The sequence below is a fragment of the Rhizobium sp. BR 315 genome (genome assembly GCF_050577975.1).
Classification (GTDB): Bacteria; Pseudomonadota; Alphaproteobacteria; order Rhizobiales; family Rhizobiaceae; genus Rhizobium; species Rhizobium miluonense.
The window spans coordinates 114,314-136,932 of the sequence record NZ_JARWKZ010000010.1 but is presented as its reverse complement, the minus strand read 5'-3'; the positions used below and the strand labels follow the sequence as shown (position 1 = coordinate 136,932).

Here is a 22,619-nt window from a genome sequence, read left to right as displayed (position 1 = left end):
ATGGCGCAAGAACAGACGCATTCCGGACAACAGAAACAGCATCCGATAAGACTCTATATGGTGGTCTGGGGACTGCTTTTCGTCCTTAGCACCTTCTCCTACCTCGTCGATTACCTCGGCATCCAGAGCTATCTCAGATGGTCCTTGATCCTCCTCTTCATGGTTCTGAAGGCGGGACTGATCGTTGCGATTTTTATGCACATGGCCTGGGAGCGACTGGCATTGATTTACGCCATCCTGCTTCCTCCAGTCCTCGTGCTTGTCTTCACTGCTTTGATGGTGTCGGAATCGCACTATACAGCCCTGACCCGACTGGCCTTTTTCGGGACAGGTCAATAAAAGCCGGCGCTATTTGCGCAAAAGAAATGCAACTTTTTTGACTATGACCAGCTTGACCTTATTCGCGATCAGCCACGTCGATGCATAAATCCCCTGTGATCCTGGAGTCCATTATCACCGGCCCGGACTGCGGCTCATCCGTTGCAGGCCCGTCAGCCCTGCGCCGTGCCCCAAGCAGCCTCTCCACATTTGAGAAACCGCCTGTATATCCGCGCTGTCTGACATCATGGAAGAGATGACGGCCGACGCGATTTCCGTCCTTCCAGCATTGTGCGAGGAGCGCCTCGAAATACCAAAGCGATGTCGGATTCAAGGCCGCTCGACGCCTATCCGGCGGCGTCTTGAATGTGAGCCATTGGCCATGGTGCGGCGTTCGTAGCCGGTCCGGTGTGTAATCTCGCTATAGGTGAATCCCTTGTCGCGCAACGCATGGTTCCCGAGAGCCCGATCAACAGACCACCGACCAGCGATGGGAGATAGGCCATCATTTCACCTCTGCCTAGGCACAGAAGATAGTGTAGAGGGCACCGACCAGTTTGGCCGCCTTCTCCTCCGTCAGGCGGTAATAGATCTGCTTGCCGTCGCGGCGCGTTTCGACGATCTCCGCCTCCCGCAGCACGCTCAGTTGCTGGGATAGGCTGGGCTGGTGGATGTCGAGCTTCTCTTCGAGTTCGCTGACGGAATATTCGCCCTTGACCAGCGTACAGACGAGCATCAGTCGTATGGGATGCGCAAGCGTTCTCAGGAGTTCCGAAACTTCGCCCGCCTTTTCGTGCAAGGCCGCGGGATCGGCGTCAACCCGTATCAGATCCAGGATATCCTGGCTCTTCACCATGCCGCACCGTCCAACGCGTCGAGAGGAATCTTGAGATAGCGCCTGCCATTGTCTTCAGGCTCCGGTAGCCGCCCGCCGCGGACATTGACCTGCAGCGCATGCAGGATCAGCTTTGGCATCGCTAGCGTCTTGTCGCGTCCGGTGCGGAGGGTGACGAATTTCTCCTCGTCGGTATCGACGATATGGGCGTTACGGCGCTTCTGCTCGCCAACCGTACTCTCCCATTGCGGTGCCCGGCCGCCCGGCTGATAGTCGTGGCCGGTGAACAGCCTGACGTCGTCGGGCAGCGACAGGATCGCCTGGATCGAGCGCCACAGCATATGCGCATCGCCGCCGGGAAAATCGGCGCGCGCCGTCCCGCTGTCGGGCTGGAAGAGCGTATCATGCACGAAGGCGGCATCACCGATCACATAGGTGATCGAGGCGAGCGTATGACCGGGCGAAAACATCACGCTGCCCTCGATCGAGCCGACGGAAAACGTCTCGCCATCGGCAAACAACCTGTCCCATTGCGAACCGTCGGCCGGCAGCGCGGGCCAGTTGTAGATGCCCTTCCAGAGTTTTTGGACATCGACCACCTTCTCGCCGATCACTGTCGGTGCACCGGTCTTCGATTTCAAATAATGCGCGGCGGAGAAATGATCGGCATGCGGATGGGTATCGAGGATCCATTCCACCGTCAGCTCGTTGTCCTCGATATATTTGAGGATGGTATCGGCATTCGTTGTCGCCGTCGCGCCGGATTTCTCATCGAAATCCAGCACCGGATCGATGATCGCGCAACGGCCGGTCGCGGGGTCGGAGACGACATATTGCACGCTCGAGCTGCGGGGATCGAAGAAGCCCTTCACCTGCGGCCGCTGCGCATTGTGCCTGGCAAGCCACGCCTCACCGGCAGAGAGATCAAAGCCGTATTTCCTGCCGAAGGCTGCCAGTTCGAAGGCCTGCATCCGCCCCGCTTCCACCAGCGCAAGAGCGTGGAGTAGCATCGCGCGAATGCCTGATTTGCAATGCGCAAATACCTTTCCGTTCGATTTTCCAATTGCAGTGGCGAAAGCTTCAACGTCGGCGACAGTGATTGCATCCATGCCGACGGGGATGAACTGATAATGGAGACCCGCGCGTTTCGCCGCTTCGGCTTCCGCCTGACTACCCGGCTGGGTAGCGTCTTCGTTATCGCGCCGCACGTTGATTATCGTATCGAATCCGCCTCGCTTGAGTTCGTCAAACTCCCTCAAGTCCAATTGCGGCCCGATCCATATGCAGTCAGTGACTTCGATCGCCATCATGATACCTCCCGCACAACAACATTATACAATTTCATATAATATATAGTACTTACATGTCAAGGCGCGTTTCACGGACGGTCGCCTCTATCGCCCATGCGGGCAGCGAGTCGCGGACATGGGTGGCTTCCCGGAACCTGTACTTGACGATCTCGGTGAAGCTCCAGGACTAGAGACAGTCTATTGTTGGTTGTTCATCCCCAGATGTCGAAGCGCGAACTCGACGTTACGCACCAGATCCGCGTTTGATGACGCCAAACTCCGTCCGCGCCGTAAGGATTGTTCTCGAAACCGACACGGACGTACCCTCCAAGAAGCGCTCCCGTGGTGGCACATGCCGCCTCGCTGCGGCCGAATGCGCGGACTCTCCAATGGGAAAAACGCGGCATTTCCGGCGGGCTTGTTTCTCACCAACCATTGGAGCTGGCACGCATATGCACCTGGAACAAGTCGGTGATAATGGCGAGCACGACCGAGCCGATCACGCCGCCAAACAGCCCCGTCAAAATTCGGCCGAGCAGCAGAGCGTGGTAGTCCTGCGCCGTCGCGCAAAGCATGGTTCCGAGCACGAAGCCAACGTAGAAGAACAGGAGCAGGTGCTTACGATCGAAACGATCGGCAAAACCGGCAGCAAGGATGCCCGCAATTCCCGCGCTAAAGGCGTAGGCCGAAACCGCGGCGCCGAGCGGCAACATGATGGTGAAATCCATAATGATCGCGAACTGCGTGAACGCCAGCAATGCAATTAGGAGCAACTGATGCCGCGAAAAGCCGGCCTGGCGTTCCTGTGTGTCAACCAGCGTCGACAAAGTTTGACCTGTCATTTCATTCACTTCGGTGGTTTGCGGCACGCGATTCGACGGCGGCGCGGAGCAGTGGATGGAGTCAAATGTCCATGTCGGTTTGCGCGTAATTGAGGAAGTACGCGGTGAACACGGTCGCTCCCAGATAGGCAAACGCGTCAGCAAGTTGCTCATCATTCCAGCCAGCTTGCCGGGCAGCCGTCCAGGTGACGTCGGGGACGTTTGCAGAATTGGCAGCCGCCTCCCTGACGAGTCCGACCAGCGTGTCGCACTTGGCGTCGCTTGTCGGCGTGCCCCTCTGTAGCGCTGCGACCTCCGCTTCGGTCCAGCCGTTCATTTGGGCGAGCCGGCCTGCGATGCGGATCATATAGTCGTTGCCGACCCCAGCCGCAGCAGCAAGGGTCAGTGCCGCACCTACCTTCGGGTCGAAGCGAGTGTGCTCGGCAAGCACCGCACGCAGCGAGGTATATGCCGTCAGGACCGCGGGAGAATGCGCCATCTGGGCGTGCAGGTTTGCGGGCCGTCCCATCGGGGTGGATTGGACGATCTTTTGCAGGAGCGGGCGCGATGCAGCGGGAGCGTCATCGACCGTATGGGTAGGTATTCTGCTCATTGGTATCACCTCATCCGTGTGTTGTTGAATGCATCGGCCCCACGGACGGCCTATGCGTCTTTGAGAAGCGCGTCCCAGTTCTGTGCCTTCGCCCAGGACTCGAAGTCGTGAAAAGTGACGTCCGGAAACTCGCGGCGGAGCTCTGCGCGGTCGAAGGTGAAGCCAACGCGATCGAACCACTCGTACATCTTGGCGCCGTCCTCACCCATGCGTTGGCGAATGACGTCCAGCGGCACCTGGAAATAGGTGAATGGGCGACCGGTGACACGCGACAGGATGGCAATGGCATCGTTGCTCGTGAGCTCGTCGCCCCCGAGATCGAAGCGCTTACCTGCGAAACGGCCCGGCTCCTCAAGGACGCGAACGGCAACGGCGCCAATGTCTGCAACGGTGATTTGGGCTAGCTGCCTTGTCGGCGGAAGCGGCGTCGCGAAAACACCCTTGGCGAGCTGCTCCATGCCAAAATAGAGGTTCTCCATGAAATAGACGGGCGCCAGGATCGTGGCGCGTACGCCGATCTTGCCGATGTGCTTTTCGACCTCGTACTTGCTGTCGAAGTGCGGGATGCCAGTCTGTCGATTGCCGGAACCCGCCGAGTTGAAGACGAGGTGCACGCCTGCCGCATTGGCCGCGTTCGCGGCCGAGATACCCTGTTGCGTCTCGGCTTTCGGCCCGCCTTCGAATGGTGTTGTCATCGCGAAGAGAGAGGTCGCGCCCTCAAGCGCCTTCGTCAGCGCGGCCGTGTCCTCGAGCGAGGCACGGACCAGCGTGACGCCTGCCTTGGCGAGTCCCTGCGCCTTCGCGGACTCGGGATTGCGCGTGACGGCGCGAACCTTGTGACCGCGCTCAAGCAGATTTGTCACGACAGCGCTGCCCTGTTTACCTGTGGCACCCGTGACGACGACAGTAAGTTTATCACTCATGACCGGTCTCCTTTCCTTTGCGATAGCGATATTCGTTCCGATGTCGGGATGATCGCGCTGCTGCCTTGTGGTTCAGCGCCTCAGTTCCCTCGTGTTGCGGTGAGGTCGATGTCGACGGCGACGGCGAAGGACACCCACTGGTCGGTGCTCCAGGAGCCCTGACCGATGCCGAAAGCACTGCGGTCCAACTCGGCGTGCCCCGTCACGTGGGCGGATGGTCCGTTCATTTCCAACGTGAACGGGAGCGTGATTGGCTTGGTGACGCCGCGAAGCGTCAGATTACCCACTGCTTCATAGGTGCCTGCGTCCTTCCGGCGGATGGCGCTAGTCTCGAACTTCGCTGCAGGAAATTGCGGGACGTCGAACCAATCCTTGCCCGGCAGCGCCGTGTCGCGTTGCTTGTCGTTTGTTGTGGCGCTCGCAAGATCGATCGAGACAGTGATATGGGAGGCTTCAAGATGATCCGGATCGAATTCGATGGCCGCGTCGTAGCGGCTGAAGCCGCCTTGAAATTTCGCTCCGGTCTGCATGCCTGAAAAGCCCAATTTGCTTTTGCCGGGATCGAGCTTCCAGCTTGGGGCGCCGGCCGCCGAAGAGGTCGATACGAATGCCGTCATCAGGAGAGCAGATGCGGCGAGCCGACCCGCCGCCATTCGGAATGGCGTCATGACGAATGTTCCTTTGTAGAAGGTGAAGCGACTGGCAGCGGACGGGAAATGGGAAGCATCCGCTTCAAGACGTCATCACGGATGATGAAGTGGTGGCGAAGCGCAGCCGCGGCATGGACCGCGACAAGGCCAATCAGGACATATGCGCCATAGGCATGGACGAGCTTTGCGAGAGCTTCTGCGGGCGCCTTGTCGTCAAGCATTGATAGCAGCGGCAGATCGGGCCATGGCAGAACTCCGTAGAGAACCGTAGGAATGTTGAGCACCGACACCGAGACCAATGCCCAGCCGGTGATCGGCAGGGCAAACAGGAATGCGTAGAGCAAGAGATGACCGCCCGTAGCAGCTGCCTTTTCGACCGAGGGCATCGCCTCGGGCAAATTCGGAGGGCGATGGGTCAACCGCCAGGCGAGACGCAGGAAAGCCGCGAGGAAGACGGTGATACCGATCGACTTATGGAGCTGATAAAGCTCGAACAATTGCATCGGTGCCAGCTTGAGATGCGTCATCGCAAGACCAATCAACGCGAGCGCGGCGATCCCCAGTGCCATCATCCAATGAAGGATGATGGCGACCAGTGTATAGCGATGGGCGGAGCGATCCGGGCGCATGGTGCTACTGCTGAAGAACGAAGGCGCCGGCGATCTTGAGAGTGACGTCGTCGCCTACGAGTGGCAGATATTGCTTGATGCCGAAATCGCCGCGCTTGATCGTTCCGACCGCCTCGAAGCCGACGTTGAACGATTTGCTGAGCGGGTCGGTACCCGAGCCTACGAGATGGGTCTTCAACGTAACCGGTTTCGTGACCCCGTGAAGCGTGAGGTTGCCGGTGATGGTCGCGCCGTCTTTCCCGGCTGGGGTGACCTTCGTCGATGTGAAAGTGGCGTTGGGATATTTCGCCACGTCAAACCATTGGCCCTGCTTAAGTTGATCGTCCAGGGGCTGAGCCGTCGTCAGGATCGAGCTTACGGGAATCGAGACGTCAAGCTTGGACGCCGAAACAGCCATGGGATCAAGCTTCAAGGTGCCGGATGCGCCGGACAAGAAACCGGAGAAATTTGTAAAGCCGAAATGGGAGAGCGAGAAGCTGACCTGGGTGTGGTAGGGCTCGATCTGATAGGTTCCTGCTTTCACCGCCTTGGGATCGGGCGATGAGATCTGCTGCGCGGCCGCAGGAAATGTTGTTGTGGTCATTGCCAGGAGAGCGACCACGGCCACCGTGGTAGGCAAGTCAATTTTCATAGGCATGGAACACCTTTTGATTTTGATAGGGGCATCGAGCGCTTGTTGTGCGCCCGACGCCTTGGATCGATTGCGTCTCGGTCAGGCAACTAGGGCGGCAATCTCGGCTTTCGCCTTGGTGATCGAAGCTGCTTTGGTTTCATCCCCGAGGTTCAGGCCCTCGGCGCGAATGACGGTAACGTCCGTAAGGCCGATGAAAGCCAGCACGCCTCGCAGGTAGGTTTCGTGATGTTCAAGAGCTGACGCCGGGCCGCCGTCCGTGTAGACCCCGCCGCGAGACGAGGCGATGAAGACCTTCTTGCCCTTGGGAAGCAGACTTTCGGGGCCATTCGCACCGTACCGGAACGTCCGGCCGGCAACGACGACGCGATCGATCCAGCCCTTGAGCTGCGAGGGGATCGAGAAATTATACATCGGTACGCCGATGACAATGATATCGGCTGCGAAGAAATCGTCTATGTAGGCGCTTCCGGTCGCAAGATCGGCGCCCAGTGCCGGATCGGTAACGGCGCTCCCTTGGAAGACCGCCATGTGGCGGTCGGAAAGATGCAGGGCCGCATCGGCGACCAGATCGCGATAGATAACTTTCGTACCTGGATGAAGCGCCTGCTGCTTTGCAGCAATTTCGGCGGACAATGAACGACTGACGGAATACCCGCCAAGAATGCTGGAATCGATATGTAAGATCGTCATGAGGGCGCCCTCCGAGGACTGCGCGGATGGTGTTGATATTTGGCGTGACAGAAGTTTCTTGAGATGGTCAAACATGATGTCATCATCATTCACCCTTGGCTTATCCTTGAATAGCCGTTATATTCCGGAATTATCCATCTGATATTCCGATAGATCGGGTGACTTACGATGTTGGACGGCGTCTCTCTGGATCAACTGCGAAGCTTCATCGCTGCCGTCGACGAGGGCAGCTTCTCAGCTGCCGCGCGCAAGGTTCGACGGGCGCAATCCGTCGTCAGTGAATTGGTCGGCAACCTCGAGGCTCAGATCGGCGTCGTCCTTTTTGATCGATCCGGTCGCTATCCAAAGCTCACGCCGGAGGGCGTTGTATTGCTGGCGGACGCTCGTGGTATTGTCGCCAGCGTCGATAATATGAAAGCGCGAGCGAAAGGCATGTCGGCGGGCCTGGAGCCCGAGCTCTCCGTCGTGGTCGACGTCTTTTATCCCATCGATGCGATAACCCAGGCTGCCCAGGAGTTTCGGCGGCAATATCCGGGTGTTGCGCTGCGCATCTATGTCGAGGCGCTCGGCGCCGCTATTCAACCGGTGCTGGATGGAAAGTGCAGCGTCGGCATCGTCGGCTCTCTGCCTGTCATCCCTGCCACGCTGACCAGCGAACGCTTGTCCAATGTTTCGTTTCTAATGGTGGCGGCGCTCGAGCATCCACTCGCCTCATACAAGGGGAAGATTCCAAAGGAGGTGCTCGGTAAACACACTCAAATCGTGCTTACCGACAGATCGGATCTATCGGCTGGTCGGGAAGTCGGCGTGATGTCGCCGGCCACATGGCGTCTTGCCGATTTGTTTGCAAAACATCAGTTCATCCTCAATGGCCTGGGATGGGGTGGCATGCCGCTGCATGCAGTGCGTAAGGATCTGGAAGAAGGACGTCTTATGGCGCTCACCATCGAAGATATACCGCCCGGTGGTCTGAATGTGCCGATGTCTGCGGTTTGGCAAACGAAATCACCTCCTGGTCCTGCCGGACGGTGGTTCATCGAGCGCCTCCAGGAAATACCGATAGCCACTTCCGACGCCTCCAGATCAGGTGCCGCGGAAATGTCTGTCACACCGTAGAAGCTGGCCGGAAGCTGCGATCCGATCGCACCGGTTATCTGGATTGGCGGCCGGCGCACTTTCTGGAGAGCCGCAACTTCGAAAGCGGCAGCTCATACATAGTGCGTGGTCACACGCCGCCATCAAGTTGAGACGAGCTCGGAGCGTGCCAGCCCGAAGGGCCGCGCAGTCCTTGCGGGCAACGCGCTCGAGCTATTTCCGTGGTTCGTCGCGCACAGCAATGTCTAAGAAGACTTCCAGAAACCGTAGATCACATCCTATATGGTAATCCGGAGCGACCACCAAGCGGAGGACCAGCCTATGACCCATCCCGTGCAACGATCCAACCATGACGACATGACCCAGCAGGAAATTGGCGATCGACTTGCAATTCGCGAACTTGTCGACGCCTACGCCCATTGCGCCGATCGGCGGGACGCCGAAGGCCAGATGTCTCTCTTCACGCCGGATACCGAGTTTCTCGTTTTCATGGACAGCCGAAACTCTGCTCCGACACAGGAAATTCGCGGCCGCGACGGCTTGCGGCCCGTATTCGAGGCCCTGAACGCATATGAAGCGACGACACACTTCAACGGCCAGAGCACCGTGGCATGGACGCCGGTTTCGGCTACAGGGGTTACCTATTGCCTCGCACATCATGTCAAGGTCGATGGTATCAATCGCAGCCTGATGGTCGCTTCAATCCGATATCTTGATCGCTTCGTAAAAGCGGATGGCCGTTGGTATTTCGAGCAGCGAAAGCTGATGGTCGACTGGATCGAAAGCCGTCTCCTGGCCGGCAGCTAGCGCGGTGATCGATGCTTGACTTGAACGACCTTCGTTTCTTCGCCGCCGTGGTCGACAATGGTGGATTCTCGGCCGCGGCACGAAGTCTCCGACTGCCGAAATCAAGGCTGAGCAGACGCATTACGATCTTGGAGGATCATCTTGGCGTGCGGCTGCTGGAGCGCAGTACGCGACATTTGGTCCTGACCGAAGTGGGGCGCCAAGTATATGAGCATGCGCGGGCAGCCGTCATCGAGAGCGAGGCCATCGAGGAGACGGCCCTGCGCACGCATTCGGAACCGCGTGGTCTCGTCCGGGTGAGCTGTCCGCTTGGCCTTCAGCATCTCATTGCCGCTCGGCTTCCGGCCTTCCTTGCCAAGCATCCCAAGCTGCGCATGCTGATCACCGTAAGCGACCGTCGCATCGACCTCGTGCATGAAGGGGTGGATGTTGCCATTCGTGTCCGCGAGCGTCTGGACACGGATGCCGATCTGCAGGTGAGGAAGATCGGCATGAGCCGGCGCATACTCGTCGCCTCCCCTCATTTCATCCGGCAACACGGTCCGTTGGAAAGTCTCGCTGACTTGGCGCGTATACCGCTGCTGAGCCAGCAGGAACACGCCGGCGTCTGCACCTGGAACCTTCTTGCTGGCGACGACGGTTCTTCGAACATCGTCAGCTTCGAACCCAAGCTTGCGACAGGAGGCTTCGAACTGCTCCTCGCCGCCGCGTGCGCGGGCATCGGCGTTGCTCTTCTTCCCGCTGCCAATTGCGAAACTGAACTTACCGCCGGTCGTCTCACGCGCGTGCTGCCGCACTGGTCGGGGACAGACGGTATTTTGCACATCATCTTTACATCGCGTCGCGGAATGCTTCCCGGCGTGCGTGCCGTCGTGGACTTTGTTTGCGATGTGTTGAAGGAAGCGGTCGATTGACGCCTTCTTCGTTCCACTGATGGAACGAGACGTTATGAAATAGGTAGATTATCAGCATCAGCGAAACGCGGCATGTTAGCTCCATAAGCGGTGGCCACACGGACCACATAGTTTCAGGAGACGAAAATGCTGCAACTCAGACCGAGCCACACATTGGATGGCGGCGACCGCGGCTGGCTGAAAGCCCGGCACCATTTCATCGTGTCGCACAACGGCAATCCGGCCAATCATTCGCTTGGCGCCCTGATCGTCTGGAACGACGATGAAATCGCTCCCGGCAAGGGGTTCGGGCGGCACCCGCATTCGGACATGGAAATCATCACCTATGTTCGCGAAGGTGCCGTCACCCATGAGGATAGCGTGGGCAATGTCGGGCGCACGGAAGCCGGCGACGTCCAAGTGATGAGCGCTGGAACCGGAATAACGCATGCCGAGCGCAACGACGGCGACGAACCGCTCAAGCTTTTTCAAATCTGGCTGCGCCCACGCCGACCCGGGGGCACCCCGCGCTGGGGTACCAAGCGTTTCCCGAAGCGCGAACGCGCCGGCCGCCTCGTCACTCTGGCAAGCGGGATCGTGGGTGATGGCGAGGCACTGTCGATCGGCGCCGACGCCCGGGTCCTCGCTGCAACGCTTCTTTCGGGACAGGTCGTCGAATATCGGATCCATCCGTCCCGCAATGCATATCTTGCCCCATCGCGAGGCGCCGTCACAGTGAACGGCCAGCGAGTCGCGACGGGCGATGGCATCGCAGCCATTGCCGAGAACAATCTGACGATTGAAGCCACCGAAGACGCGGAGTTCATCCTCGTCGATGCAGCCTGAAAACAAGCCACGCCAACCTATCGGAACCTTCCACCCAATATCGAAATCAAGGAGATATATCATGGACAATACACGCGTTCTTCCCTTGCTCGGTCGCCTTATGATCGGCCTTCCCTTCATGATGAGCGGCCTCGGCAAGATTGCCGCATACGGACCGACGATTGCCTTGATCCAGGCGGTCGGCCTGCCGATACCGCCCCTCGCCTATGCTTGCTCGATCGCGGTCGAGCTCGGTGGCGGCCTGCTCCTGGTCTTGGGTTATCGGGTCAAGCCCGTTGCCGCCGTCATGTCCTTGTTCGCATTGGCGACAGCCGTGTTCTTCCACAGCAACTTCGCCGACCAGAACCAGATGATCCACTTCCTGAAGAACGTCATGATGGCCGGCGGCCTTCTGCAGATTACCTACTTCGGAGCGGGTGCCTTTAGCCTCGACAATCGCCGTCTGCGCGGAGCCGCTCCCGCGACAGATCCTCAACTGGTGCTCAACGCTTAAGCCACGCAATCGAAGCAAAGAGGCCGCGACCCTATCCACCCCGGGGGTTGCGGCCAATTTGTATCAATCCCCGAGGGAGGGCTATCAAATGCAATATGTTATCGCAAACGAAGCCAAGATTCCGGCGCTAGGCTTCGGCACCTATGGCATGCGCGGAACGGCGCTTGTCCAGCTCATCAGTGAAGCGCTCCGCGCCGGTTTCCGCCACGTAGACACCGCTCAGATCTATGGCAACGAGACGGAGGTGGGAGAAGGGATCCTTCGCTCCGGTTTGCGGCGCGCTGATGTCTTCGTTACCACCAAAGTCTGGGTCGCAAACTATTCCAACGACAACTTCGCCCAATCGGTCGATGAAAGCCTGAAAAAGCTGAACACCGACTATGTCGACTTGCTTTTGTTGCATTGGCCGAACGCCGCCACTCCCCTGGCCGATCAGATCGGACTGCTGAACGAAACGGTGAAGCAGGGAAAAGCCCGGCACATCGGCGTCAGCAACTTCAATCGCTCCCTGATAGCACAGGCCGTCACACTGTCTGACCGGCCGCTTGTGGCAAACCAGTTCGAATTTCATCCTTTTCTTGATCAAGACCTTATGATGACCGCAACCAGAGGCGTCGGCATGACCATCATCGCCTATTGCGCAATGGCCGTCGGGCGGGTCTTTCATGACCCGACGCTCATGCGAATTGCTGAATCTCATGGGCGCTCCATATCGCAAATCGTCCTGCGGTGGCTTGTACAGCAAGGCGTCGTGGCCCTATCCAGGTCGTCGAGGGCAGATCGAATCCGCGACAACGTGGAAGTATTTGATTTCGAACTCACCAGCGCTGAAATGAGCGAGATCGCAAAATTAGCGACACCCGGAAGCCGAATTGTAAATCCTCCCGGCCTTGCTCCAGCTTGGGACTGAGGTCGACCTATACGGCTTATTGCGATCGTCGCCATGACGTGATCCAAGCCAACGCTCCGAGGCACGTCCCTACAGCAATTGCCGGTAACACTGGCTCTCCACACCAACGAACTCCTGTCGTCGTCGCGGAATTCTCAAATTAACTGCTAAAACGAGCCAAAACTGCCGCGTTCTCATATTAAGGGTCAAGCGACAGCATAGACCTACCGAACTTCACTAAGATGATTTCGAAGGCTATCAGTGGAATCGGCGGTGAGGTCTTCGTTCGCAACGATGTGCTGGTTTGCCTTGTTCCACACAGCGAGGACTTCTTCGCCACGCTGGAAATGCAATGGGTTGCCAGCCGTGATCAAGGATGAACCGGTGACGCCGTCAGAGAACGCCAGTCCCACCTTGAGGTGGGCGCCAGCGAAGGCGACATCGGTTATTCTTGCGGCCTTCGAAACCTCATCTTCGCAGCACTTATTGGCCGGCATCTTCAGATGAACATGCTCAGGACGAACAACGATATTTGTTCCCCGACTTGATCCTTCCATGATGTTGGACTCTCCAAGGAACTTTGCAACGAACAGCGAATTCGGGTTGCGGTACAGTTCCGTCGGCGTTCCGACCTGCACGATCTTCCCGCTGTTAAAAACGGCGATACGATCAGACAGCGTTAGGGCTTCCTCCTGATCATGCGTCACGAAAACGAATGTCATTCCGAGCTCGCGATGCATGCGGGCGATCTCGAGCTGCAGCCGGTCACGCAGGCGCTTGTCGAGCGCTCCGAGCGGCTCGTCGAGCAGCAGCGCCCTGGGTTCGTAGACGACGGCGCGGGCGAGCGCGACGCGCTGCTGCTGGCCGCCCGAAAGCTGCCGGGGCAATCGATGCGCGAAATCGCCGAGCTGCACGAGGTCGAGAACATGCCTCACCTTCGCTTCGATCTCCGCCTTCGGGATGCCTCTTTGCCGAAGCGGATAGGCGATGTTCTGGAGCACTGTCATGTGCGGGAAAAGCGCATATTGCTGGAAGACCACGCCGAGGTCGCGCTTATGCGGTTTGAGATTGGTGATATCCTTGCCGTCGATTTCCACCGAGCCGGTGTTGAGCGTGACAAAGCCGGCGATGATGGACAGCAGGGTTGTCTTGCCGGAACCACTCGGACCGAGAAACGTCATGAATTCGCCCGGTGCGATATCCAGCGAAATATCGTCGATTGCCGGCCGTGTGGCGCCCGGATAGTAGCGGGTTGCGTTCGAGATTTTGATCGAGTGCTTTTTCATCATTCTTGCGGAACCGCGTTTTCTAAATCTTGTTGCCGGCTCTGAGCGAGACGAGCAGGAAGACGATCGTTGTGGCGACAACAATGACACTGGAGGCCGCCGATATGGTGGGATCCATGTCCAGAACGATCGAGTTGTACATCTGGACCGGCAGCGTCCTGAGTTTTGGCGTCTGCAGAAAGAGCGCGACGACGAACTCGTCAAACGAACTGACGAAGGCGAAAAGGAACCCTGAGATAACGCCGGGCGCAAGCAGCGGAATCTTGATCCGCAAAAGCGTCGTGATGCCACCGGCACCCAGGCTCGATGAGGCGAGATCGAGCGTGTTGTCATAGCCCGTGAGGCTGGCGGCGACGGTCGTAATCACAAAGGGGATGGCAAGCGCCGTATGCGCGAGAACGAGGCCGGACAAGGTGCCGGCAAGATGCCATTTGAGGAATACGGCATACACCGCGATTCCGATCACCACGCTCGGAACGGTCAGCGGGAGCGAGAAGAAGAGCCTCAACACCGCGCCCGTCCTGCGCGGAATGCGGGTGAGCCCAATGGCCGTGCTGATACCGAGAACGGTGGCAAGGACGGCGGTGAGCGACGCAATCTGCAGCGACTGCAGCAGAGACGAAAGCCACATACGCGACGTGAAAAAATTCTCATACCAACGCAAGGACCATTCCCGTGGCGGGAATTGAAATGTCTCTCCGGCGGTGAAGCTTGCCGGGATCACGACGAAAGTGGGCAGAACAATCAGGATCGCCGTCAGCAGGGTCATTAGCCGCAAAAGGGCGCCAGGTCCGCCTTCACGGCGCGTCGAGAAAAAGGACATCGCGCTCACCTCATTTTCCAGCCATATTGGATTGCAGATCGAGGCGAGCATTCAGCCTGCCGATCAGCGCCATCAAGGCCGCGGCGACCAGCAGAACGATGACGGCAAGCGCACCGGCCCCACCAAAATCGAGCAATGTGTCGACGCGTGTAGCGATCAGTTGCGAAACGAGTGCCTCCTGCGGCGAGCCGAGGATTGCCGGGGTGACGTAGAAACCGAGAGAGATGACAAAAACGAGAGACAGGCCAGCCAGCATGCCGGGTAACGAAAGCGGCAGATAGATTTCCAGAAAGGCTCGCCATCTCGGGGACCCCATGGAAGCTGCCGCGTCCAGCAGGCGCTGGTCGATCCCGCGCATATTGCTGTAGAGCGGCAGGATCATGTAGGGCAACAGGACTTGCGCCATCGCGATCGTCACGCCGGTCGACGTGCGCACCAGCACCACACCCGGCAAGCCGATCCAGGAGAAGGCCGTTTCGATTAAGCCGCCGCGCTGCATCAGCAATGTCCAGGCGAAGCTTCGAGCAATAGCCGAGGTCCAGAACGGCAAAAGGGCTATCGTCATGAGCACGGCGCGCATCCGTGGCGTGACGAGCGTCAGCGTATAGGCATAGGGGAAACCTATGATCAGCGTCACGACTGCGACGATCGCAGCGATACGGAGAGTACGCAGAATAATGACGATCGAGATGTCATCGGTCAGAAGCGATGCGTAATTCTGCAATCCGAACTCGGGATCGGTGAAACTTCGCATCGCGATGGAAAGCAGTGGATAGAGAAAGGTGCCGAGCAATAGAACGGTCGATGGAAGCGGCAGCCAGACCGCGATGTTGATTGGCGCCGTTTTGGTTTTCCGCCCTTCGGAGGCGCGGTTGTTGATAACTGCTTCCATCATTGGGCCTATCGAGACATCCAGGGAGTAACCTTGGCGATGACGGTATTGAGGTTTGCCGCCCACCATTTCACGTTGGAAAGCAGGACCTTGTTTCCGGTCTCATCATGCAGGCGCGGATTGAACGTCTTGTTCAGGTCTGAATAGTCCGGCGCCGCCTTGTTCGTTGCGGCGATGACGCCCGCAAGCTCGGCAAAACGCTTGTTCTGATCGGGATGGGAGACGAACTGAACGAAATCCATCGCCGTCGTCAGGTTTGCCGTGCCCTTCGGGATCATCAGCGCGTCCCAGCCGAGGATCGTCTTGTCCCAAACCGGAGCGATCGGAGCGCCGGCCTTGGCCGATGCGATCACGCGCCCGGTCACGGCAAAGCCCATGTCGGCCTGACCATCGACGAGCGCCTGCTGAAGCGCGCCGTTCGTCTTGGTGAAAATGATCGATGATTTGATCGTATCGAGCTTCTTGAGGGCACGATCGACATCGATCGGATAGAGGCTCTTGGCGTCGACGCCATCCGCCATGAGGGCGTATTCCAGCGTGCCGAGGCTGATATCCGGCGGCAAAACGCGCGTTCCCGGGAAATTCTTGAGATCAAAGAAATCCGCAAGTTTCGTCGGCGGATGATCCTTATATTTCTCGGTATTGTATACGAAGGTCAGGGCGAAGAAATAGACAGGCATGCCGCAATCGCTGACGGAACCCTCGGGAAACTGCGAGGTGTCAATCTTGGAAAAATCCAGCTTTTCAAGGAGCTTGCCGCAATTCTGCTCGGCGAAGGCGGCTCCCTGGTCAACAACGTCCCAGGAGGCGGCTCCAGCCTCGACCATCGCCTTCAGCTTGGCGCCGTCGGGCGGTGAATCGTTTTCGAACTGGACATTCTGGCTGGCCGTATAGGGCTGCTGCCAGGCCTTGATCTGCGAATCCTGCAGGGTGCCCTGATAGGAGACGAAAGTTAGCGACTTTTCCTCCGACCGTGCCTGGCCAACGGCCACCAAAGCGCTCGTGGCGCTGATCATGACGGCCAGTATGGAGCTGCCTATTTTCAACATAAGTTCCTCCTCATTTTGTTCGTTCCGGATCGTTTCCCGCGCAACCTTGCTGAGCGTGCGCTCCCTCCGGTCGCACGGATGTATCCGCCTAGTTTTGTGATGCAATCATGCTGTCGACAGCGTCCCGGTTGCGTTCGAGCTGCTCCAGCAGAGGCTGCACATTGGGCGGCCTTTCCCCTGCGGCAGCGAAGGCTATTGCTTGCCGTGCAAAGGCGAATAATTGACTGGTGACTTTGCCGAGTGGCTTTCTTGCTCGAAGTTCCGCGGCCTGCGCCGCGACCATCAACTCCATGGCAACGATCGACTTGCCTATATCGGCTAGTTCCAGACCGCGCCGGCCGCCGAGCGCGGCAAGCGATGCTCGATCCATGACCCCGTTGGAATGGCTCGAGCTTGCCAACTCGCCGGCCAGGGGAGCAGTCAGTAGCCGCGCTTCCGATGTGATCGACTTGTGGAACAGCGCAACGCCATTGAAGCCCGGGGCGCCAATGCCGTCCTCTTCGATCAGGCCGATCGCAAGGCCGGACCACGTCGTATCGACGAGTTTCGCAAGCCGCTCGGTCGAGCTGGTGACGACCGGCGCGAAAGCAAGCCGCATCACGTCGAGCGCCATGCAGAGCGTGACCATATCGAAGTTCGCTACCGCAGCGAGACCGCCATGCTCCAGCGATATTACAGGGTTGCCCTGGCTTGCGTTCAGCTCACGCTCGATTTGTTGTCTCGAAAAGGAAAGACCGTCCTCAGCCGCACCATGGATCAGCGCCATGGAGCGAAAGCAGAGCGGGTCCTGCAGATTTCTCGGACCGCCTTGCGAAAGGATATAACTACCCTCGATATATTTTTGGATCGCCACGCCATGCCGGTGGAGGCCGCTAAAGGGCCGGGACTGGAGCGCGATATCGGAAACGATTGAAGGATTGGCGGCGTAGCCTTCCATGCTGAGCGCGCCGACCAGCGTCGAAAACTGCAGCAGGCGATGAAGATCGACGAAGGACAGAACCGCGACGGCCGTCGACATGGCGCTGGAATTCAAGAGGGCAAGGGCTTCGCCGGCCTCGAGCTCGATATCATCGAACAGCGCCAATGCGACATCGGCCATAGCAGACATGTCGCTCTGTCCCATAGAGCCCCAGAGATGCATAGCGATCGGTCGATCCGCATTCAGGGCATCCACCAGCCGTTCCGCCAGGACCGGCCGTGCGCCGGTGGTGCCGCTTGCCAGCGAATTGAGAAGGTGCAGAACGGTAGCGCGCGTCACATCCTTGCCGGCGACCGGTCCATGTCCGGCATTGTGCGTCCGCAGCAGACGCCGGCTGAATTCGGCAGTGTTTGCCTGGCTGATGCTGGCCGTGGTCTTCGGACCCACGCTTGTGGTCGCGCCATAGATCCGCTCGCCGCGGCTGATCGCCTCTTCCAATATGCGGCGGCCGCGCGACATGCGTTCGATGGCATCGGAGCTTAGGGCCACTTTGGCGCCACGCCGGGACACGGAAACAGCCTGTTCGATGCTCAGGCTTTGACCGGTGATCTCGACGACATGTTGCTGCGATGATTGCATCTGGAGCGGTCCGCCTGGCCTACCGAAAAATGATGTGTGTGGGACTTTCGACCCGCTCTGCGCAGCCGAGACTGATCTCATGCGCTATCGTGGTCGATGGGTAGGGCATTCAACGTCTGCGAACAACACCATAATCAGCCCGTTTCATTGGATGAAACGAACTGCGGACCTGCAGACACTGCTCTTGCGCGGGATTGGCATAACGATCTAATCGGAAGTGGGAGACCGATCCCGCCTGGTTTGCGTCCGGTGCGGCCCGGTGTTTTCGGCTGTTGGAGGTTTCTGATGACATTCGCGCCTGTTCAAGCGGTGACCAAGGCTCTTGCGGTCCTTGCCGCCGTGAACCAGGGTGGCCTCGTGACGGTGAGGGAAATACATTCGCGTACCGGCATTCCGAAGCCGACGGTCGTGCGGTTTCTGCAGACGCTGATCGCCGCCGGATATGTCAATCAAGATGAGAAAACACGCGGCTACCATGTCACTTCGGCAATCGCCAACCTGAGTTCCGGATTTCATGGCGCTCCGAAAGTCATCGAGGTGGCGCGGTCCTTCGCCGATAAGCTGACGAAGGAGATATTGTGGCCTTGCGCGATATGCACGTTGGATATCGATGCGGTCGTCATCAACTACAGCACGATCCCCGACAGTCCGATTTCGCCCTTTCATGCGTCGCTCGGGCGACGCCTGAGTTTGGGCGGCCGTGCGCTGGGCCGAGCCTATGTCTGCTTTTGCCCGCCCGAGGAACAGCGAATTTTGCGGGATGTCATGCGGGCCTCCCAGGACCCGGAAAACAATCAGATGAGCGAGGGTACGTTCGAAAGAATGGTCACTCGCACGAGAGCGAAGGGGTTTGCGGAACGAAACCCCGAGCTTGAGCCGAAAAGCTCCGGCACGATCGCATTTCCGATCCGCTCAGGCGAGCGGGTCCTTGCGACATTCGGCGTCACTTACTTCAGGTCCGCCTTGCGCGGAAATCAAAACCGGAAAGCCATTATCGAAGCGTTGCGCGAGAATGTCGCGGCCATCGAAGCGCAGTTGCAGGCTTCATGAAGCACCACCAGATCATTGATCGCGCAAGGACGGTTGAAAACCGTATCGTTTGGTCGGGTTACCAGAGAGAATTCGCTCTATCAAGACGCTATCCGAAACCCACATTTTGAAGAGATCCAGCAGATAGGGGATCGTCGGTGGTGTTCCGGGAAACCGCACGAAAGGAAAATCGGTTGCCCACAACAGGCGGTGGCTGTTGGCCTCCACCAAGGCATCGTGGAAGGGCCTGATGGCATCGTAACCGACACCGATCGCGCGCCGGCAGACGGCGAGCTTGACCCAGACGGCATCGTCCCGCACCAATGCGAGGAGGCGCTGGAAATGTGGGTGCTCCAGTCCGAGTTGCGGATCAAAGCCGCCCATATGGTCGAGCACGATCGGAACCCGCGTCTTTTCCAGTTCCGGCCACCGTTCGAGCGTCGTCGATAATGGCGCCCAGATCTCCGCATGCATACCAGCCTCCGCCAAATCGGGCGCGAGTTTCTGGAACAGAGTGTCGAGCGGCACGGTCCCAGGCATGCGGCTGCCGTCAGGCAGCAAGTTTTCGACGAACCGCAGCCCGGCGATGCCCTCCCCTTTGAGAGCCGTAAAACCATCGGCACCGATCGATGCGTCGGCCACGCCGATGCCTCTGGCCTGCGCACCCAGTTTCTTAAGCGTTGCCCTCAACAGATCAAGATTTCGCCCATAGGGGGTCGGCTGGACGAGGACGACATGCGACACGCCCACTCGAGTGGCTTCCGCCACAAGGCTGCTCGCCGGCGAAAATGGCGGCGCGTAGGCCGGGGTATTTTCGAACGGAAACGTCTCCGGGTCGTCAAACACGTGAACGTGGCAATCGCAAACGCCATGTTTGAAGGGAAGCGGATTTGTCCGCGTTTCGGGTCGCATGACGGCATCTCCGTTCGAACGAAATTCGTTGACTGGGTTGAGATCGACGGCCTTTCGGCAATCCAGGGAACTTACCGTCTAATCACGCCCGGTAATCGCTGGCATTGAACACCCAGCCTTTAGCGATGAAGTCCGTTCTCGGCGGCGCGAACACGTCGATGAGAATATGCTGCCCGGTGCCGACGCCCTCCGTCGTGTGAATAAGCTCGGGCGGAATGATCAGCATGCTTTCCGCCGACGCCTTTATGTGCTGATCATCGCGCCAGTGTTCTGCATTGGACGCCCATGGGGTGCGGATATGGTGCATGAAGTCGCCTGCGATCGCGAGGGATCCTTGTTCGAAATCCTCATGCGCATGTGGCGACAGCTTCGTTCGGTCCCTTTGCCCGTCGTATTCGACCCAATTGATACTCATCGTCTCGCTTTGAAAGAACTTCAGTCTCGGGTTGCCGTCCGGGAACGGGACCTCATCCACCTGGTAGGTATGGACGCGCTTGGCATCCTTCGCGAGCCGCTCCATGGGCTTTACGACAGGCAGGACACGTTCATCGAGCGTGTCGTAATCGCTCGCATTGATGATATCGCGAGGGTCGATGTCGGTGCGGCCAGTCGTCAAGACGAAGCATCTTGCAGCTTGCGGCAGGCGAAGCCTGAGCGTGCCGGCCGGTGCGATGGCTATAGAACGGGACGCGACATCCACCGTCTCGAAATCCGTTATCAGCGTCGCGGCGCTTTCGGCAAGGATGAGGATTGTCTCCCGATCGCTATGGATCATATGCTCCGTGGCGTTTGCGCCTCTGACGCATTCGACGGAGAAATTCTGGCCGCGAATGACGGAGCGTCTGGCAGGGTCCTTGGAAAAGTAGGAAAGCGAAACCGGGCGTAAAATCATCGTTCAGACCTCAATAGGTGCTTTCATCGGCGCGCGTGAACTGCCGCTGCAGCTCGAAGCTTGGCTGGGAGATAGCGTATTCGGCGCCGCCCAGGCGCGTGACGGGTTGGGCAAGGGCGGTGTTGAAATATCCGCCGTCTTCAAGGAAGTCGGGCTGGATATGCATGCCGACGACTTTTCCAAAAGTGACGTTTACGTTTGCGCCGCCCAATTCGTTGGTCAACCGGACGATCTCGACGACCTTGCATTCCAGTGCAGCAGGAGACCGAGCGACACGTGGCGCCTTCACATAGATGCATTCCGCCTTTTCCAGTCCGGCATATTCGAATTCATCCATCCCGGCGGGGAGTGGCGCAGAGGTCATGTTCATCTCTTTGACCAGGTCGTAACTGACCAGGTTGAACACGAACTCGCCGGTTTCCCGGACGTTTTTCAGCGTGTCCTTGGTAGGGCGATCTTCTGGCGTGTTGCACGAAAATGCCAGGATCGGCGGCTCATTGGACATGATGTTGAAATAGGAATAAGGGGCCAGATTGGCATTCCCTTTGCTATCCACCGTACTCATCCAGCCTATCGGTCTTGGGGCGATGATCGCGTTCAAGATGCCTCTTTTGTAGGTCTTTAGCGCGATGTCGACAAAGACGGGCTCGGTATTGGGCATAAGAAACTCTCCAGCTGACACGGTGCCCGAGTTGCGCGGCGATCTCACGAAGATCGGAGCGCATGCCGCGATTGGATCGATCGACGTTCTGCACCGTTTCGCCGGACGCTATGCAAGACGAAATTTCGGGACAAGTTCAGAATCCAATCGTTTCAGCTACTGAAACGCGACCAGAAACCGAAACGATGCGTGGCCGGGAGATGTATTGCTGCCCTCCAAGAGATCGTAGGCCTGACGCCATATAGGAGAGCGAGAATGGGTGAACGTAACCCTCATCTTCCTCTAAGGAAGCGAGTTGCGGACCGTCAAAGACTGACGGGCAGCTTCGTAAAAATCCCCAGCCCGTCATCGATCGAAATACTGGCGAGCGCGGGCTTCGATTTCGTCGTGATCGATCAGGAACATGGCGTGTTCGATCGCATGGCCACCGACATAGCCCTGCTCGCCTGTAAAGCCTCAGCCATATCGGGGATTGTCAGGGTGCCCGCCTTGACCCCCGACGGCATACTTTCGGCACTCGACTGCGGAGCTACAGGCATTCTTGCGCCGCATATCGACAGCGTGGATCGAGCAGAAAAGCTGGTCGAAGCGTGTCGCTATAGAGGTGGCCGCCGTGGGTTCTCCGCCGTCACGCGCGCTGGCGACTATGGTGCAAAATCCATGTGGAAACATATTGATGAAGCCGATGGCGGCGTCGCGGCGATCGCCATGATCGAGGATCCTGCCGGGGTCGAGAATATCGAGGATATCGTCGCCGTCGAAGGGTTGGATGCAGTGTTCATCGGGCGAGGCGATCTGACCGTCGCATTCGGCGCGGCCACAAGAGACGATCCGGCGATCGTCAGCGCAGTCGACACGATCATCGATGCTGCCCGCAAGACCAATACGTCCGTGTGGATGATGGTCGATAGCGTGGAGGACATGGCGCCGCTGGCGGCAAAGGGCGTCTCCTCCTTCATCGTGTCTTCGGATCAGGGCATGCTTCGCAATGCGGCGCGTCAAATCATGCGTGGAGCCCAGGTTTTTGTTGAAGGGAAATAGGCATCGATTTGAACGCAAGTCTTATCCGCTGCGCTAACGGGGTCGGGAGCG

General features: G+C 58.5%; 27 protein-coding genes and 1 pseudogene. 9 read left to right on the top strand and 19 right to left on the bottom strand.

The genetic code is table 11. From position 1 onward, the window contains the following. A complete protein-coding gene (locus QD409_RS13560; RefSeq protein WP_092852153.1) occupies positions 1-339 on the top strand; it encodes a cytochrome C oxidase subunit IV family protein in 339 nt (112 codons plus the stop codon). 130 nt (positions 340-469) lie between these two features. Here the strand turns inward: QD409_RS13560 and QD409_RS13555 are convergent. The 11 genes and pseudogenes from QD409_RS13555 to QD409_RS13505 form a co-directional block, all read right to left on the bottom strand. Then, positions 470-771, bottom strand: a pseudogene (locus QD409_RS13555) (ISL3 family transposase); the annotation flags it as partial. Between the two features lie 67 nt (positions 772-838). Next, complete coding sequence (bigR, locus tag QD409_RS13550) at positions 839-1,174, bottom strand: sulfite-sensing transcriptional repressor BigR (RefSeq protein WP_092852151.1); 336 nt, start codon at positions 1,172-1,174, stop codon at positions 839-841. Continuing rightward, complete coding sequence (gene blh, locus QD409_RS13545) at positions 1,168-2,463, bottom strand: bifunctional sulfur transferase/dioxygenase Blh (protein ID WP_092852149.1); 1,296 nt, start codon at positions 2,461-2,463, stop codon at positions 1,168-1,170. Before blh ends, bigR begins: the two co-directional genes overlap by 7 nt. A gap of 191 nt (positions 2,464-2,654) precedes the next feature. Then, entirely contained in the window at positions 2,655-2,849 is a 195-nt protein-coding gene (locus QD409_RS13540) for a 3-keto-5-aminohexanoate cleavage protein (RefSeq protein ID WP_425348546.1), read from the bottom strand. 18 nt (positions 2,850-2,867) lie between these two features. Beyond that, positions 2,868-3,311, bottom strand: coding sequence for an MFS transporter (locus QD409_RS13535; protein ID WP_245298064.1), 444 nt, complete (start codon positions 3,309-3,311; stop codon positions 2,868-2,870). Between the two features lie 34 nt (positions 3,312-3,345). Beyond that, positions 3,346-3,876 carry a hypothetical protein gene (locus QD409_RS13530; RefSeq protein ID WP_092852145.1) on the bottom strand — a complete coding sequence of 177 codons (531 nt, stop codon included), beginning with the start codon at positions 3,874-3,876 and terminating at the stop codon, positions 3,346-3,348. Between the two features lie 50 nt (positions 3,877-3,926). After that, complete coding sequence (locus tag QD409_RS13525) at positions 3,927-4,799, bottom strand: NmrA/HSCARG family protein (RefSeq protein WP_092852143.1); 873 nt, start codon at positions 4,797-4,799, stop codon at positions 3,927-3,929. A gap of 80 nt (positions 4,800-4,879) precedes the next feature. Continuing rightward, positions 4,880-5,467, bottom strand: coding sequence for a YceI family protein (locus QD409_RS13520; protein WP_092852141.1), 588 nt, complete (start codon positions 5,465-5,467; stop codon positions 4,880-4,882). Further along, on the bottom strand, positions 5,464-6,078 hold the full coding sequence (locus QD409_RS13515) for a cytochrome b (RefSeq protein ID WP_092852139.1): 615 nt from the start codon (positions 6,076-6,078) through the stop codon (positions 5,464-5,466). Before QD409_RS13515 ends, QD409_RS13520 begins: the two co-directional genes overlap by 4 nt. Before the next feature lie 4 nt (positions 6,079-6,082). After that, the gene (locus QD409_RS13510; protein WP_245298063.1) at positions 6,083-6,715 is read right to left on the bottom strand and encodes a YceI family protein; all 633 of its coding nucleotides are present in this window, start codon (positions 6,713-6,715) and stop codon (positions 6,083-6,085) included. 75 nt (positions 6,716-6,790) lie between these two features. Next, on the bottom strand, positions 6,791-7,402 hold the full coding sequence (locus QD409_RS13505) for an FMN-dependent NADH-azoreductase (RefSeq protein WP_092852220.1): 612 nt from the start codon (positions 7,400-7,402) through the stop codon (positions 6,791-6,793). A 168-nt stretch (positions 7,403-7,570) separates the two neighbouring features. On the opposite strand from QD409_RS13505, the gene QD409_RS13500 reads away from it, so the two are divergent. From QD409_RS13500 to QD409_RS13475, 6 genes are all read left to right on the top strand, one after another. Beyond that, a complete protein-coding gene (locus QD409_RS13500) occupies positions 7,571-8,518 on the top strand; it encodes a LysR family transcriptional regulator (RefSeq protein ID WP_092852135.1) in 948 nt (315 codons plus the stop codon). A gap of 300 nt (positions 8,519-8,818) precedes the next feature. Beyond that, positions 8,819-9,304: a nuclear transport factor 2 family protein gene (locus QD409_RS13495; RefSeq protein WP_092852133.1), complete on the top strand. Its 486-nt coding sequence runs from the start codon at positions 8,819-8,821 to the stop codon at positions 9,302-9,304. A gap of 20 nt (positions 9,305-9,324) precedes the next feature. After that, complete coding sequence (locus QD409_RS13490; RefSeq protein ID WP_208858666.1) at positions 9,325-10,218, top strand: LysR substrate-binding domain-containing protein; 894 nt, start codon at positions 9,325-9,327, stop codon at positions 10,216-10,218. A 126-nt stretch (positions 10,219-10,344) separates the two neighbouring features. Further along, positions 10,345-11,043 carry a pirin family protein gene (locus tag QD409_RS13485; RefSeq protein ID WP_092852129.1) on the top strand — a complete coding sequence of 233 codons (699 nt, stop codon included), beginning with the start codon at positions 10,345-10,347 and terminating at the stop codon, positions 11,041-11,043. 61 nt (positions 11,044-11,104) lie between these two features. Continuing rightward, on the top strand, positions 11,105-11,536 hold the full coding sequence (locus tag QD409_RS13480; RefSeq protein ID WP_092852127.1) for a DoxX family protein: 432 nt from the start codon (positions 11,105-11,107) through the stop codon (positions 11,534-11,536). A gap of 88 nt (positions 11,537-11,624) precedes the next feature. Continuing rightward, a complete protein-coding gene (locus tag QD409_RS13475) occupies positions 11,625-12,446 on the top strand; it encodes an aldo/keto reductase (RefSeq protein ID WP_430762911.1) in 822 nt (273 codons plus the stop codon). Positions 12,447-12,649: 203 nt separating this feature from the next. Here QD409_RS13475 and QD409_RS13470 read toward each other — a convergent pair whose 3' ends face one another. The 5 genes from QD409_RS13470 to QD409_RS13450 form a co-directional block, all read right to left on the bottom strand. Then, complete coding sequence (locus QD409_RS13470) at positions 12,650-13,714, bottom strand: ABC transporter ATP-binding protein (RefSeq protein WP_092852123.1); 1,065 nt, start codon at positions 13,712-13,714, stop codon at positions 12,650-12,652. A gap of 19 nt (positions 13,715-13,733) precedes the next feature. Further along, the gene (locus QD409_RS13465; RefSeq protein WP_092852218.1) at positions 13,734-14,534 is read right to left on the bottom strand and encodes an ABC transporter permease; all 801 of its coding nucleotides are present in this window, start codon (positions 14,532-14,534) and stop codon (positions 13,734-13,736) included. A gap of 10 nt (positions 14,535-14,544) precedes the next feature. Beyond that, complete coding sequence (locus QD409_RS13460; protein WP_430762906.1) at positions 14,545-15,429, bottom strand: ABC transporter permease; 885 nt, start codon at positions 15,427-15,429, stop codon at positions 14,545-14,547. A gap of 5 nt (positions 15,430-15,434) precedes the next feature. After that, positions 15,435-16,475 (bottom strand): ABC transporter substrate-binding protein, encoded by a 1,041-nt coding sequence (locus QD409_RS13455; protein ID WP_092852121.1) that lies wholly within the window; start codon positions 16,473-16,475, stop codon positions 15,435-15,437. 88 nt (positions 16,476-16,563) lie between these two features. Next, positions 16,564-18,033, bottom strand: coding sequence for an aromatic amino acid lyase (locus tag QD409_RS13450; RefSeq protein ID WP_159432177.1), 1,470 nt, complete (start codon positions 18,031-18,033; stop codon positions 16,564-16,566). 285 nt (positions 18,034-18,318) lie between these two features. On the opposite strand from QD409_RS13450, the gene QD409_RS13445 reads away from it, so the two are divergent. Then, positions 18,319-19,083 (top strand): DNA-binding transcriptional regulator, encoded by a 765-nt coding sequence (locus tag QD409_RS13445; RefSeq protein WP_159432176.1) that lies wholly within the window; start codon positions 18,319-18,321, stop codon positions 19,081-19,083. 12 nt (positions 19,084-19,095) lie between these two features. Here QD409_RS13445 and QD409_RS13440 read toward each other — a convergent pair whose 3' ends face one another. From QD409_RS13440 to QD409_RS13430, 3 genes are all read right to left on the bottom strand, one after another. Continuing rightward, positions 19,096-19,974, bottom strand: coding sequence for an amidohydrolase family protein (locus tag QD409_RS13440; RefSeq protein WP_092852115.1), 879 nt, complete (start codon positions 19,972-19,974; stop codon positions 19,096-19,098). A gap of 82 nt (positions 19,975-20,056) precedes the next feature. After that, positions 20,057-20,866, bottom strand: coding sequence for a hypothetical protein (locus QD409_RS13435; protein ID WP_092852113.1), 810 nt, complete (start codon positions 20,864-20,866; stop codon positions 20,057-20,059). Positions 20,867-20,876: 10 nt separating this feature from the next. Next, positions 20,877-21,527 carry a flavin reductase family protein gene (locus QD409_RS13430; protein ID WP_092852111.1) on the bottom strand — a complete coding sequence of 217 codons (651 nt, stop codon included), beginning with the start codon at positions 21,525-21,527 and terminating at the stop codon, positions 20,877-20,879. Between the two features lie 255 nt (positions 21,528-21,782). Here QD409_RS13430 and QD409_RS13425 point away from each other — a divergent pair, with 255 nt between their 5' ends. Then, on the top strand, positions 21,783-22,568 hold the full coding sequence (locus QD409_RS13425; protein WP_092852109.1) for an HpcH/HpaI aldolase family protein: 786 nt from the start codon (positions 21,783-21,785) through the stop codon (positions 22,566-22,568). Positions 22,569-22,619 lie beyond the last annotated feature (51 nt).